Genomic DNA, 12,571 nt, shown 5'->3' on the forward strand with positions numbered 1-12,571 from the left:
TCGTCGAACTGTCCCTTGTCCGCACGCGGCGTCGGGGTTATCCCCTTCAATCCGTGTCACACCCCCACAACGCGGGGTCACGCGAGCCCTTGCGAGGAGATAAAGGCCCATGTCCGCCATCATCGACATTCATGCGCGCGAAATCCTGGACAGCCGCGGCAACCCGACCGTCGAGGTCGAGGTCCGGCTGGAATCCGGCGCCCTTGGCCGCGCCGCCGTTCCGTCGGGTGCCTCCACCGGCGCGCATGAGGCCGTCGAGCTGCGCGATGGTGACAAGTCCCGTTATCTGGGCAAGGGCGTGCTGAAGGCCGTCGAGGCCGTCAATGGCGAGATCTTCGACACCCTGTCCGGTCTGGAAAGCACCGATCAGGTCGGCATCGACCAGGCCATGATCGAGCTGGACGGCACGCCCAACAAGGGCCGCCTGGGTGCCAACGCCATTCTGGGCGTGTCCATGGCCGTGGCCAAGGCGTCGGCCGAGGAACTGGACCTGCCGCTCTACCGCTATATCGGTGGCGCCAATGCCCGCATCCTGCCCGTGCCGATGATGAACATCATCAATGGCGGCGCCCATGCCGACAACCCGATCGACATTCAGGAATTCATGATCATGCCCGTGGGCGCCGAGACGGTGGCCGAGGGTATCCGCGTGGGTGCGGAAATTTTCCACGCCCTGAAGAAGAAGCTGAAGGCCGCTGGCCACAACACCGCCGTAGGCGACGAGGGCGGTTTCGCCCCCAACCTGTCGTCGGCCACCGATGCCCTGGACTTCATTGTCGCCGCCATTGCCGACGCCGGCTACAAGGCTGGCGAGAATGTACTGCTGGCGCTGGACGCCGCCTCCACTGAGTTCTTCAAGAACGGCAAGTACGAGTTGGAAGGCGAGGGCAAGAGCCTGACCCCGGCCGAAATGGTCGCCTACTGGGCCGATCTGGTGTCGAAGTACCCGATCGTGTCGATCGAGGACGGCATGGCCGAGGATGATTGGGAGGGCTGGAAGCTGCTGACCGATACCATCGGCGGCAAGGTGCAGCTGGTCGGCGATGATCTGTTCGTCACCAACCCCATCCGCCTGACCGACGGCATCAAGAAGGGCGTGGGCAATTCCATCCTGGTGAAGGTCAACCAGATCGGCACCCTGACGGAGACGCTGGAAGCCGTCCGCATCGCCCAGAACGCGGGCTACACCGCCGTTCTGTCGCACCGTTCGGGCGAGACCGAGGACAGCACCATCGCCGACCTGGCCGTCGCCACCAATTGCGGTCAGATCAAGACCGGCTCCCTGTCGCGTTCTGACCGGATCGCCAAGTACAACCAGCTGATCCGCATCGAGGAAGGCCTGGGCGGCGCTGCCGTCTATCCCGGCCGCGCGGCGCTGAAGCGCGGCTGATCGGCCGGCCGGCAGAACATGGGAAGGGGCGGTCTTTCGGGGCCGCCCCTTTTTCATTGGCGACCAGGCGGTTCCTTTAACTCTTTCGGACGTACCCGGCTGATTTAGCGTGATTTTTTGACGCGTTTCCACCTTTCTCATTGACCGGTCGACTCGGGCTGTGATTCCATCGCGGCCATGACGATGATCCGCACCCTTCGCTCCGCTCTTGGTCGCACCATCCGACAGATTGTCGGGCCGGTGATCGGCGTTTCCGTGGTCGCCTACTTCGCCTACCACACGGTGCATGGTGATCGCGGTCTGGTCGCCCTGACGCACCTGCAAAGCGAAGTGGCCCGCGCCCAGTCAACCCTTGACCAGGTGAAGGCCGAGCGGGATGAGATGGAGCGTCGCGCCAGCCTGCTGCGTCCCGACAACCTGGATCCCGATCTGCTGGAGGAGCGCGCCCGTGCGGTGCTGAACCAGTCGCACCCTGACGATTTGGTAATCCTCTTTCCGCGACGCTCTGCCACGCAGTCAACGCAGGGCGTCCCCGAGCAGGGTCGGTAAGTTACTGAAAAGGCGACGATTAGCCTGAATTGGGTTAATGCCGATTTTCTCAAGTAAAACAATCTTTTGCACTGCACACTCCTTGCCATCGGCCGCATGTGACGGTACCTCTGTATCGCATCGCAATGCGATGACCAGTTGCACCCCGCATCCCTGGGAGGAGCCCGTGGCAGTCACCAAGCGCCGCACCACCCGTACCGAGGCCCAAGCGGCCCCGGCCTTGCCCAGCAAGGACGAGCTTATCCGCTACTACCGCGATATGCTGTTGATCCGCCGCTTTGAAGAGAAGGCGGGCCAGCTGTACGGCATGGGCCTGATCGGTGGTTTCTGCCACCTCTATATCGGCCAGGAAGCCGTCGTTGTCGGTATCCAGGCCGCAATGCGTGAAGGCGACAGCGTCATCACCTCCTACCGTGACCATGGCCATATGCTGGCCTGCGGCATGGAAAGCCGTGGCGTCATGGCTGAACTGACGGGCCGTGCCGGCGGTTATTCCAAGGGCAAGGGCGGTTCCATGCACATGTTCAGCCGTGAGAAGAAGTTCTACGGCGGCCATGGCATCGTCGCGGCGCAGGTGCCGATCGGCGCCGGCCTGGGCTTTGCCCACAAGTACCTGAATGATGGTGGCCTGAACGCCTGCTACATGGGTGACGGCGCCATCAACCAGGGTCAGGTTTACGAGACGTTCAACATGGCAGCACTCTGGAAGCTGCCGACCCTGTTCATCATCGAAAACAACAAGTATGCCATGGGCACCGCCCAGGCCCGCGCCTCGGCCGGCGAGTTGTTCGAGCGCGGCAGCGCCTACGGCATTCCGGGCTATCAGGTGAACGGCATGGACGTGCTGGAAGTGAAGGCCGCCGCCGACAAGGCCGTGGCCCATATCCGCGCCGGCAATGGCCCCGTCATCCTGGAAATGAAGACCTACCGTTATCGCGGTCACTCCATGTCCGATCCGGCCAAGTACCGGACCAAGGAAGAAGTGAACAAGATGCGGTCGGAAAGCGATCCGATCGACAATCTGAAGAAGCTGCTGCTGGACCAGGGCATCACCGATGAGGAAGCCCTGAAGGTGATCGACCGCGAGGTGAAGGATATCGTCACCGACGCGGCCGAATTCGCCACCACCAGCCCCGAACCCGATCCGTCCGAACTGTGGACGGACGTTCTGGTCGAAGCCTGAACCGGCCGCAGCGGAGGATTAGAGACATGCCCGTAACGGTTCTGATGCCGGCCCTGTCGCCGACCATGACGGAAGGCAAGCTGGCCAAATGGCTAAAAAAGGTCGGCGACACCGTGAAGAGCGGTGACGTCCTGGCCGAGATCGAGACCGACAAGGCGACCATGGAAGTGGAAGCCGTCGATGAAGGTACGGTCACCGCCCTTCTGGTTGCCGAAGGCACCGAGAATGTGGCTGTGAATACCCCCATCGCCACCATTGCCGCCGAGGGCGAGGATGCCAGCGCTGCCCCGGCGCCGGCACCCGCCATTGCTTCCGCCGCCGCACCGGCCCCCGCTCCGGTGGCTGCTGTCCCGGCCGCCCCCGCTCCGGCACCGAAGGCGACGCCTGCGGCATCGGACGAGGATAAGTGGTACAGCTCCACGCAGACCATGACGGTCCGTGAGGCGCTGCGCGATGCCATGGCCTCGGAAATGCGCCGTGACGAGACGGTGTACCTGATGGGTGAAGAGGTCGCCGAATACCAGGGCGCCTACAAGATCTCCCAGGGTCTGTTGCAGGAATTCGGTGCCAAGCGCGTCATCGACACGCCGATCACCGAACATGGCTTCGCCGGTCTGGCCGTGGGCGCGGCTTTCGGCGGCCTGAAGCCGATCGTTGAGTTCATGACCATGAACTTCTCGATGCAGGCCATCGACCACATCATCAACTCGGCCGCCAAGACGCTGTACATGTCCGGCGGTCAGATGGGTTGCCCCATCGTGTTCCGCGGCCCCAACGGTGCCGCCGCCCGCGTGGGTGCACAGCACAGCCAGTGCTATGCCTCCTGGTACGCCCACGTTCCGGGTCTGAAGGTCCTGGCGCCCTACAGCGCCGCTGACGCCAAGGGTCTGCTGCGCGCCGCCATCCGTGACCCGAACCCGGTCGTGTTCCTTGAGAACGAGATCATGTACGGGCACAGCTTCGAGGTGCCGACCGATCCCGACTTCATCCTGCCCATCGGCAAGGCGAAGGTGGAGCGTGCCGGCACCGATGTGACCATCGTCGCCTATTCCATCTGCGTCGGCCATGCCCTGGCCGCTGCCGAAAAGCTGGCGGCCGAAGGGATCAGTGCGGAGGTCATCAACCTGCGCTCCATCCGTCCGCTGGATGTGGACACGATCGTGGAGAGCGTGAAGAAGACCAACCGTCTGGTCTCCGTCGAGGAAAGCTGGCCCTTCGCCGGTATCGGCGCCGAACTGGCCGCGACCATGATGGAGCACGCCTTCGACTATCTGGACGCGCCCGTCGTCCGCGTCTGCGCCAAGGATGTGCCGCTACCCTACGCGGCCAACCTGGAAAAGCTGGCGCTGCCGCAGCCCGACGATGTCGTGGCCGCCGTCAAGTCCGTCACCTACCGCAAGTAAGGCAGAGGGAGGCTTTAAGATGCCCGTTGATATCCTGATGCCCGCGCTGTCGCCGACCATGACGGAAGGCAAGCTGGCGCGCTGGGTGAAGAAGGAAGGCGACAAGATCAAGTCCGGCGATGTGCTGGCCGAGATCGAAACCGACAAGGCCACCATGGAAGTGGAGGCCGTGGACGAAGGCACGCTGGGCAAGATCCTGGTCGCCGAAGGGACCGAGGGCGTGGCGGTGAATACCCGCATCGCCGTCATCCTGGAGGAAGGCGAGGATGCGTCGGCCCTGTCCGCTGCGCCAAAAGCCGCTCCGACTCCGGCCGCTGCTCCGGCTGCTGCTGCTCCGGTGGCTGCTGCTGCCCCGGCCGCCCCGGCTGCGGCTCCCGCCGCTGTCGCCCATGGTGACCGTGTGTTCGCCAGCCCGCTGGCCCGCCGCATGGCGGCGCAGAGCGGTCTGGACCTGACAGGCGTGGCCGGCTCCGGTCCGCATGGGCGCGTGGTCAAGGCCGATGTCGAAGCGGCACTGAAGGGTGGGGCGCCCAAGGCTGCTGCGGCTCCGGTTGCTGCTGCCGCTCCGGTCGCTGCCGCCCCGGTGGCTGCCCCGGCGCCGGTCGCTGCGGCTGCCGCGCCGAAGGGTGTGGACGCCAAGGCTTTGGCCGACAAGCTGGGCATGAAATACAAGGTTCTGCCCAACAGTGGCATGCGCAAGACCATCGCCAAGCGCCTGACCGAAGCTTGGCAGACCATTCCGCACTTTGGTCTGGCCGTCGATTGTGAGATCGACAACCTGCTGAAGCTGCGCGCCGAACTGAACCAGAAGTCGGGGGAGAAGATCTCCGTCAACGATTTCGTGGTGAAGGCGGTGGCCATCGCGCTGGCCAAGTACCCGGCGGCCAACGTGTCCTGGCACGAGGATGGCATTCTTCAGTATGAGAATGTCGACGTCTCCGTCGCCGTCTCCACCGATGGCGGGCTGATCACCCCCATCGTGAAGAATGCCGACCGCAAGGGCTTGGCCACCATCTCCGCCGAGGTCAAGGAACTGGCGAAGAAGGCCAAGGATGGCAAGCTGAAGCCGGAAGAGTTCCAGGGCGGCACGTTCAGCGTGTCCAACCTGGGCATGTTCGGCATCAAGAGCTTCACCTCCATCATCAACCCGCCGCAGAGCTGCATCCTGTCGGTCGGTGCGGGTGAGAAGCGCCCGGTGGTCAAGGGCGACGCGCTGGCGATTGCCACCGTCATGTCCCTGACGCTGACTGTCGATCACCGTTCGGTGGACGGTGCTGTGGGTGCGGAGTTCCTGAAGCTGCTGAAGGGCCTGATCGAAGACCCGATCACCCTGATGCTGTAAGCCTAGTCGTCAATGGCCGCAGGGCGGGTCTTGTTCCGACCTGCGGCCGCTGGAATTCAGGATATCGGGGTGGCGGGGATATGAAGGCGGTTGTTGGTTACCTCCTGTACATCCGTACCCAACTTGCTTGTCTTCTGTTTCTGGTACTCGGCTCATTGGGGCTGGCGCTGATCCCAAAAGAACTGGAGCTGAATTTTCCATTGACCGTTGCGTTTGTCGGGGTTGGCCATTTCTGTCTTTGGATGATCATGGACATGCTGGTCCCCCTCTTTCTCAACACCGTTCGTGACGCGTGGAAGAAAGGTGGCTGGTTGACGCCGTTCCGAATTTATGTCGCGATCATGGATGAGCAGGGTTTTTTGTTGTCCCTGGGTTTGGCCTTCTTCGCGTTGCTAGGCTTAGTCTTTCTTTTCGGCTCAATACATGGCGAGATGAAGGAGGCGGCCGGTTTTCCCTTCCGTTACTTGTTCTTCATCTGCCTGTTGATGACAGGGATCCTGCTGGCCCATGCCGGCTGGTACATCTGCCGCCAAGGGAAAATGGATAGCGATAAGCAATGACGGCAACCCTGCGCGACGCCACCCTCGCTGATCTACCCATCATCTTCCGTTTCGTCCGCGATCTGGCCGAATACGAAAAGCTGGCTGATCAGGTGGTGGCCACGGCGGCGGATTTCGAGAAGGCGCTGTTCGGGGACAATCCCCGTGCCTTCGCCTTGATCATGGAAATAGGCGGGGTCCCGGCTGGCTTTGCCCTTTGGTTTTACAATTTCTCCACTTTCCTGGGCCGGCATGGCATCTGGATCGAGGATGTGTATGTGGCTCCGGAATTCCGGGGGCAGGGTCTGGGTGGCAAGGTATTTCGCCATCTGGCTCAACGGGCCGTGGCCGAGGGGCTGGGCCGTCTGGAGTGGTGGGTGCTGGATTGGAACAAGCCGGCGATCGATTTCTATCAGGGGATCGGGGCCGTGCCGATGGATGAATGGACGGTGCAGCGGGTAACGGGCGAGGCCTTGCTTCGTCTGGCCGGCCAAGCGCCCTGAAACGAAGGAAAGCGACACTCATGGCCGAGAATTTCGACCTCATCGTCATCGGCGCCGGCCCCGGCGGTTACGTCGCCGCCATCCGCGCTGCCCAGTTGGGCCTGAAGACCGCCGTGGTGGAGCGCGAGCATCTGGGCGGCATCTGCCTGAACTGGGGCTGCATCCCGACCAAGGCGCTGCTGCGCTCCGCCGAGATCGCGCATTACATCCAGCATTCCCAGGCCTATGGCATCAAGGTCGAGGGCAAGGTGACGTTGGATGTGGAAGCCATCGTCAAGCGTTCGCGCGGCGTGGCCAATCAGCTGTCGGCGGGCGTCAAGGGCCTGTTGAAGAAGAACAAGGTCACCGTCCTGGACGGTTCCGCCAAGCTGCTGGGCGGCGGCAAGATCGCCGTCACCGCCAAGGATGGCAAGGTGACCGACGCCACGGCCAAGCACATCATCATCGCCACCGGCGCCCGCGCCCGCGTGCTGCCGGGCCTGGAGCCGGACGGCAAGCTGGTCTGGACCTACAAGGAAGCCATGGTGCCGACGGCGACGCCGAAATCGATGCTGGTCATCGGCACGGGCGCCATCGGTGTGGAATTCGCCTGCTTCTACAAGGCCATGGGCGTTGACGTGACCCTGGTCGAGGTGCTGGACCGCATCCTGCCGGTGGAAGACGAGGAAATCAGCGCCTTTGCCGCCAAGGCCTTCACCAAGCAGGGCCTGAAGATCAAGACCGGCGCCAAGGTGGTGAAGCTGGACCGCCATGCCGACAGCGTGACGGCCCATATCGATGTGGGCGGCAAGGTGGAGACGGTCACCGTTGACCGCATCATCTCCGCGGTCGGTATCGTTGCCAACACCGAGGGGCTGGGCCTGGAAAACACCAAGGTCAAGCTGGACCGCGGCCACATCGTCAATGACGGCTATGGCCGTACCGACGAGCCGGGCGTCTATGCCATCGGCGACGTGGCCGGTGCCCCCTGGCTGGCGCACAAGGCCAGCCATGAAGGCATCATCTGCGTGGAGAAGATCGCGGGCCTGCCGCATGTTCACATGATGGACAAGACCAACATCCCCGGCTGCACCTATTCCTTCCCGCAGGTCGCCAGCGTCGGCCTGACGGAAGCCAAGGCCAAGGCCGCCGGGTATGAGGTGAAGGTCGGCCGCTTCCCCTTCATTGGCAATGGCAAGGCCATTGCCCTGGGCGAGCCGGAGGGTCTGGTTAAGACCGTGTTCGATGCCCGGACCGGGGAGTTGCTGGGCGCCCACATGATCGGTGCGGAAGTGACCGAGCTGATCCAGGGTTACACGATCGGCAAGACGGCGGAACTGACGGAAGCCGAGTTCATGCACACCGTCTTCCCGCATCCGACTCTGTCGGAAATGATGCATGAGTCGGTGCTGGCGGCCTATGGCCGGGCCATTCATTACTGATCGGCCGCACCATCGGGGACCTTGTGGTTTTTCCCCCGCATGCGCACATAGAGGGGCACGTCCGATCGGGCGTGCCCTTCTTGTATTCTTGACCGGGCCCGACGACGCATCTTGAGCCAGGAAACGATCCAGAAAAATGCCGGCGGTGTCCTGGCCTGGGCGTGGTGGACCGCGCTGGTCGGCGCGGGCGGGATGATCCTGCTGCTGACGCTGATGCGATGGATCCCCGGTGGCTGGACCGTGGCCGACCATCTGCGTTACGGCCTTCTGGGCGTAGCGCTGGTCCTGGCGCTGCTGGCCGCCCGCGCACGGAATTGGCCGGCCTTGGCACCGCTGGCGCTGTCCATCCTGATCAATGGCGTCGTGATCGCGCCGACCCTGGTTCCCGCCCCAATGCCGGCCGGGGCCGGTCAGGGGGGGGAAGTCCGGCTGATCCATGCCAATGTCTGGGTCAGGAATAACGACCTGACGCGGTTGGTGGCGCAGGTCGATGACGGCAATGCCGACATCCTGGTGGTCATTGAACGTTTCGCTTTCAACGGCACGGACTGGATGGCACCGTTCCAGCAGCGCTTGCCCCATATGGCTGGCTGCGCCGAAGCCGATTGCGGCAGCAATGTCTTCTCCCGCTGGCCGATGCGACGCCTGGGGATCGTCACCAGCCAGTGGCACGATGCCGAGGATATTCCCAGTTTCATGGCCGTGCGGGTTCTGCGGCCCGACGGGCCTTTCACGCTGGTCGTCGCCCATTTCAGCCAGCCGTTCAGCGTTGCCGAACATGCCGGGCAAGCCCGCTGGCTGGCCGACAAGCTGTGTGAACTGCCGTCGCCGGTCATCCTGACGGGCGACTTCAACGCCGCCCCCTGGTCGACGGCCATCCAGACCATCATCCGCGATGGCGGCGTGGTGCGGCTGTCCAACACGGGGCCCACCTGGCCCACCTGGGTGCGCCCCATCGGTGTTCCCATCGACCATGTGCTGGCCGGGCCCGATGTCGGTGCGCGGGACGTACATGTATTAGGGGATATCGGATCGGATCACCGGCCCGTCGCCGTCACCCTGCTGCTGCCCAAGGCGGAATGACGCTCAATGGCCGCCGCCGTCGCCGCTGCGCACGGGGCTGGTGACGATATCGGCGGTTGTCTTCACCGCCGTCGTGGCGACATCGGCCGTGGTTTCCACCACCGCGCCGACAACCGATGCCGTCGTGGTCACCACCGCACAGCCGGGCAGACAGGCAAAGGCCGCCACCAGAAAGAACAACCCCGCCTTTGACGCAAGCATGGTTCCCATCCCGACCATTTGCCCACCAAAGGGTTATACGGCCGACGCGGGCAGCACCAGCGCGAATAGTGTGTCCCTTGCCGATCGCCCCCTTCCCGTGACAATTTGGCCTGTGGAAGTGGGGTGCGACCAACGATCACCGGCGGCAAGACCGGGGCGGCCCGCAATGCCGGTCAGGCATTGACGGGTGGGGGAGCAACAAAGGATGACAAAGGTGATGTCGACGGCCGATGGCCGCATCGACCGCGTCGACGCCCTGCGCGGCACGGCGCTGATCGGGCTTTTCCTGGTACATATGGTCGAACATTTCGACCTGCTGCGTTATCCCGAAGGTGTTGTCCCCTGGCTGCGCCGCCTGGACAGCGTGGTCAATGATGCGGTCTTTTTCCTGTTTGCCGGAAAATCCTACGCCATCTTCGCCATGATGTTCGGGATCAGCTTTACCCTGATCCTGCAAAGCTGGTCGAAGACGGCGCCGGATGCTCGGGTGCGGCTGCGCTTTCTGTGGCGTCTGCTGATCCTGGGGGCCTTGGGCTATGTCCATGGGTTGCTTTATATCGGCGACATCCTGTCGGTGCTGGCAATTCTGGGCCTGCCGCTGGTCCTGATCTACCGGCTGCCGGACAGGGTCCTGTGGCTGCTGGCGGGCTTTCTGCTCATTCAGGTGCCGTCGGTCTGGGCGACGGTTTCGCTGCTGCTGACCCCGGAGGTGGAACCCACCAACCCCTCCCACTGGGCGCTCTATGGCCGCTTGTTCGAGGTGTCGATGAAGGCGTCGCTGGTGGAGATGCTGCACAACAATCTGTGGACCGGACAGACGGCGCGGTTCTGGTTCTTCATCGAATCCGGACGCTGGCTGCAGATGGCCGGCCTGTTTGTCATGGGTCTGCTGATCGGACGCCACCGGCTTTATATCGACAGTCCCGATGCGCGCCGTATCTGGGCGCGGGTCTTCAAGGGGGCCCTGGCCGCGTTCGTGCTGTTGTTCCCCCTGTCGCTCTGGGTCGACACCCTGCCCCTGAAGGGTATGGCGCGGTATGAGGCGACGATGCTGACAGGGGCCTGGGCCAATCTGGCGCTCACCTTTGCCTGGGCGTCCGGTTTCGCCCTGGTCTGGCCGCAGCTGGAGGGCGGGGCGCTGGCCCGGCATCTGGCCAGCTATGGCCGGATGAGCCTGACCTGCTATCTGATGCAGGCGCTGGTCTGGGTGCCCGTCTTCTACGGTTTCGGGCTGGGCTATTACAAGGAATGGGGCGTCTCTGCCAGCGTGGCGGCAGGAATCGTTTTCATCATCGCCCAGGTGCGCTTTGCCGGATGGTGGATGCGCCATTACCGGTACGGGCCTGCCGAGTGGTTCTGGCGCTGCGCCACCTTTCTGCGGTTCGACGTGCCGCTACGTCGGCCGGCCTCCGCGTGACGTCTCTCTTCAGCCCCCCGCCCCCGCCTTGCAGCCCATGCGGGGGTGGGTGGCGGCACACCGCGCTTGGTTCGGGACCATCGGCGGCTTATGTTCTTTGCCAAGGCAATCCCAAGGTCAGGCCATGACGATCGAAGAACCCCGCGTCCGCCACCCGGAAAAGGTCAACCGCCCGGACAATCCGATCCAGCGCAAGCCGGAATGGCTGCGCGTCAAGGCGCCGACCAGTCGCGAATATGCGGAAACGCGCGACCTGATGCGCGGGTTGAAGCTGCACACCGTGTGCGAGGAGGCGGCCTGCCCCAATATCGGGGAGTGCTGGAAGAAGAAGCACGCCACCTTCATGATCCTGGGCGCCATCTGCACGCGCGCCTGTGCCTTCTGCAATGTCGCCACGGGCAAGCCGCTGAACCTGGACCCGCATGAGCCGGAAAAGGTGGCCGAGGCTGTGGGCGGCCTGAACCTGGAACATGTCGTCATCACGTCGGTGGACCGTGACGACCTGCCCGATGGCGGTGCCGACCATTTCGCCCGCACCATCCGCGCCATCCGTCAGACGGCCCCGCAGACGACGATCGAGATCCTGACTCCGGATTTCATGCGCAAGCCGGGTGCGGTGGAACATGTGGCCGAAGCCCGGCCCGACGTGTTCAACCATAATCTGGAAACCGTGCCGCGCCTTTACCCCTCCATCCGTCCGGGTGCCCGCTATTTCACCTCGCTGGCCCTGCTGCAGCGGGTGAAGGAAGTCGATCCCTCCATCTTCACCAAGTCCGGCATCATGGTCGGTCTGGGCGAGACGAAGGAGGAGGTGGGTCAGGTCATGGACGATCTGCGCGCCGCTGACGTGGATTTCCTGACCATCGGCCAGTATCTGGCGCCCACGCCCAAGCATGCGCCGGTTGACCGGTTCGTGACGCCGGACGAGTTCGCCAGCTATGCCACCCTGGCGCGCGGCAAGGGCTTCCTGATGGTGTCCAGCAGCCCGCTGACCCGCAGCTCCTATCACGCCGGCGACGATTTCCGGAAGCTGCGCGCCGCGCGGGAGGCCAAGCTGGCCGGGACCCGCCCGGCGGCGGAATGACGACAGGTCCGGGTCCGACCCATGCCGACGCACGCTGAGCGGCGTATCCTGCCGCACACGCCGGAACAGCTTTATGCGCTGGTCGCCGATGTGGAACGCTATCCGGAATTTCTGCCCTGGGCCGTGGCCTGCCGCATCCGCAAGCGGCAGGACGCGGTCATCTGGGCCGATCTGGTCATCGGCTTCAAGATGATCCGGGAACGGTTCACCTCAAAGGTGACGCTGAACCCGGAAGCGTTGCGCATTGATGTGGAATATGTCGACGGGCCGTTCCATTACCTGAACAACCACTGGCTTTTCGAGGCGCATCCCGATGGCTGCACCGTCGATTTCTTCGTGGATTTCGAATTCAAGAACAAGGTCCTGCAAACCATCATCGGCGCCCTGTTCAACGAGGCCGTGAAGCGCATGGTGGCCGCCTTTGAAGGCCGCGCGAAGCAGCTTTACGGGTAAGGG

General features: G+C 63.6%; 13 protein-coding genes. 12 read left to right on the forward strand and 1 reads right to left on the reverse strand.

The window, feature by feature from the left end:
- Positions 1-109 precede the first annotated feature (109 nt).
- The 9 genes from eno (at position 110) to ACODTW_RS10505 (ending at position 9,413) form a co-directional block, all read left to right on the forward strand.
- Positions 110-1,390: a phosphopyruvate hydratase gene (eno, locus tag ACODTW_RS10465; RefSeq protein ID WP_488945928.1), complete on the forward strand. Its 1,281-nt coding sequence runs from the start codon at positions 110-112 to the stop codon at positions 1,388-1,390.
- 177 nt (positions 1,391-1,567) lie between these two features.
- Positions 1,568-1,939 (forward strand): FtsB family cell division protein, encoded by a 372-nt coding sequence (locus ACODTW_RS10470; RefSeq protein WP_488945929.1) that lies wholly within the window; start codon positions 1,568-1,570, stop codon positions 1,937-1,939.
- Between the two features lie 166 nt (positions 1,940-2,105).
- Positions 2,106-3,122 (forward strand): pyruvate dehydrogenase (acetyl-transferring) E1 component subunit alpha, encoded by a 1,017-nt coding sequence (gene pdhA / locus ACODTW_RS10475; protein WP_488945930.1) that lies wholly within the window; start codon positions 2,106-2,108, stop codon positions 3,120-3,122.
- A gap of 26 nt (positions 3,123-3,148) precedes the next feature.
- Positions 3,149-4,525, forward strand: coding sequence for a pyruvate dehydrogenase complex E1 component subunit beta (locus tag ACODTW_RS10480; protein WP_488945931.1), 1,377 nt, complete (start codon positions 3,149-3,151; stop codon positions 4,523-4,525).
- A gap of 19 nt (positions 4,526-4,544) precedes the next feature.
- Complete coding sequence (locus tag ACODTW_RS10485; RefSeq protein ID WP_488945932.1) at positions 4,545-5,867, forward strand: pyruvate dehydrogenase complex dihydrolipoamide acetyltransferase; 1,323 nt, start codon at positions 4,545-4,547, stop codon at positions 5,865-5,867.
- 80 nt (positions 5,868-5,947) lie between these two features.
- Entirely contained in the window at positions 5,948-6,427 is a 480-nt protein-coding gene (locus ACODTW_RS10490) for a hypothetical protein (RefSeq protein ID WP_488945933.1), read from the forward strand.
- Positions 6,424-6,909: a GNAT family N-acetyltransferase gene (locus ACODTW_RS10495; protein WP_488945934.1), complete on the forward strand. Its 486-nt coding sequence runs from the start codon at positions 6,424-6,426 to the stop codon at positions 6,907-6,909. The genes ACODTW_RS10490 and ACODTW_RS10495 overlap by 4 nt, the downstream gene beginning before the upstream one ends.
- Positions 6,910-6,929: 20 nt before the next feature.
- Entirely contained in the window at positions 6,930-8,330 is a 1,401-nt protein-coding gene (gene lpdA / locus ACODTW_RS10500) for a dihydrolipoyl dehydrogenase (RefSeq protein ID WP_488945935.1), read from the forward strand.
- A gap of 111 nt (positions 8,331-8,441) precedes the next feature.
- Positions 8,442-9,413, forward strand: coding sequence for an endonuclease/exonuclease/phosphatase family protein (locus tag ACODTW_RS10505; RefSeq protein ID WP_488945936.1), 972 nt, complete (start codon positions 8,442-8,444; stop codon positions 9,411-9,413).
- A 3-nt stretch (positions 9,414-9,416) separates the two neighbouring features.
- Here ACODTW_RS10505 and ACODTW_RS10510 read toward each other — a convergent pair whose 3' ends face one another.
- Positions 9,417-9,614 (reverse strand): hypothetical protein, encoded by a 198-nt coding sequence (locus ACODTW_RS10510; RefSeq protein ID WP_488945937.1) that lies wholly within the window; start codon positions 9,612-9,614, stop codon positions 9,417-9,419.
- Positions 9,615-9,819: 205 nt separating this feature from the next.
- Here ACODTW_RS10510 and ACODTW_RS10515 point away from each other — a divergent pair, with 205 nt between their 5' ends.
- The 3 genes from ACODTW_RS10515 (at position 9,820) to ACODTW_RS10525 (ending at position 12,568) form a co-directional block, all read left to right on the forward strand.
- Positions 9,820-11,031, forward strand: coding sequence for a DUF418 domain-containing protein (locus ACODTW_RS10515; RefSeq protein ID WP_488945938.1), 1,212 nt, complete (start codon positions 9,820-9,822; stop codon positions 11,029-11,031).
- Positions 11,032-11,155: 124 nt separating this feature from the next.
- Positions 11,156-12,115, forward strand: coding sequence for a lipoyl synthase (gene lipA, locus ACODTW_RS10520; RefSeq protein WP_488945939.1), 960 nt, complete (start codon positions 11,156-11,158; stop codon positions 12,113-12,115).
- A gap of 21 nt (positions 12,116-12,136) precedes the next feature.
- Positions 12,137-12,568 carry a type II toxin-antitoxin system RatA family toxin gene (locus ACODTW_RS10525; protein WP_488945940.1) on the forward strand — a complete coding sequence of 144 codons (432 nt, stop codon included), beginning with the start codon at positions 12,137-12,139 and terminating at the stop codon, positions 12,566-12,568.
- The last annotated feature ends 3 nt before the right edge of the window (positions 12,569-12,571 follow it).

The sequence above is a fragment of the Niveispirillum sp. FG148 genome, assembly GCF_057809655.1.

Excerpts from the sequence above, each read along its gene's own strand:
- eno (WP_488945928.1), top strand. The coding sequence starts at position 110 with ATGTCCGCCATCATCGACATTCATGCGCGCGAAATCCTGGACAGCCGC.
- ACODTW_RS10470 (WP_488945929.1), top strand. The coding sequence starts at position 1,568 with ATGACGATGATCCGCACCCTTCGCTCCGCTCTTGGTCGCACCATCCGA.
- ACODTW_RS10480 (WP_488945931.1), top strand. The coding sequence starts at position 3,149 with ATGCCCGTAACGGTTCTGATGCCGGCCCTGTCGCCGACCATGACGGAA.
- ACODTW_RS10485 (WP_488945932.1), top strand. The coding sequence starts at position 4,545 with ATGCCCGTTGATATCCTGATGCCCGCGCTGTCGCCGACCATGACGGAA.
- ACODTW_RS10490 (WP_488945933.1), top strand. The coding sequence starts at position 5,948 with ATGAAGGCGGTTGTTGGTTACCTCCTGTACATCCGTACCCAACTTGCT.
- ACODTW_RS10495 (WP_488945934.1), top strand. The coding sequence starts at position 6,424 with ATGACGGCAACCCTGCGCGACGCCACCCTCGCTGATCTACCCATCATC.
- lpdA (WP_488945935.1), top strand. The coding sequence starts at position 6,930 with ATGGCCGAGAATTTCGACCTCATCGTCATCGGCGCCGGCCCCGGCGGT.
- ACODTW_RS10510 (WP_488945937.1), bottom strand. The coding sequence starts at position 9,614 with ATGCTTGCGTCAAAGGCGGGGTTGTTCTTTCTGGTGGCGGCCTTTGCC.
- ACODTW_RS10515 (WP_488945938.1), top strand. The coding sequence starts at position 9,820 with ATGACAAAGGTGATGTCGACGGCCGATGGCCGCATCGACCGCGTCGAC.
- lipA (WP_488945939.1), top strand. The coding sequence starts at position 11,156 with ATGACGATCGAAGAACCCCGCGTCCGCCACCCGGAAAAGGTCAACCGC.
- ACODTW_RS10525 (WP_488945940.1), top strand. The coding sequence starts at position 12,137 with ATGCCGACGCACGCTGAGCGGCGTATCCTGCCGCACACGCCGGAACAG.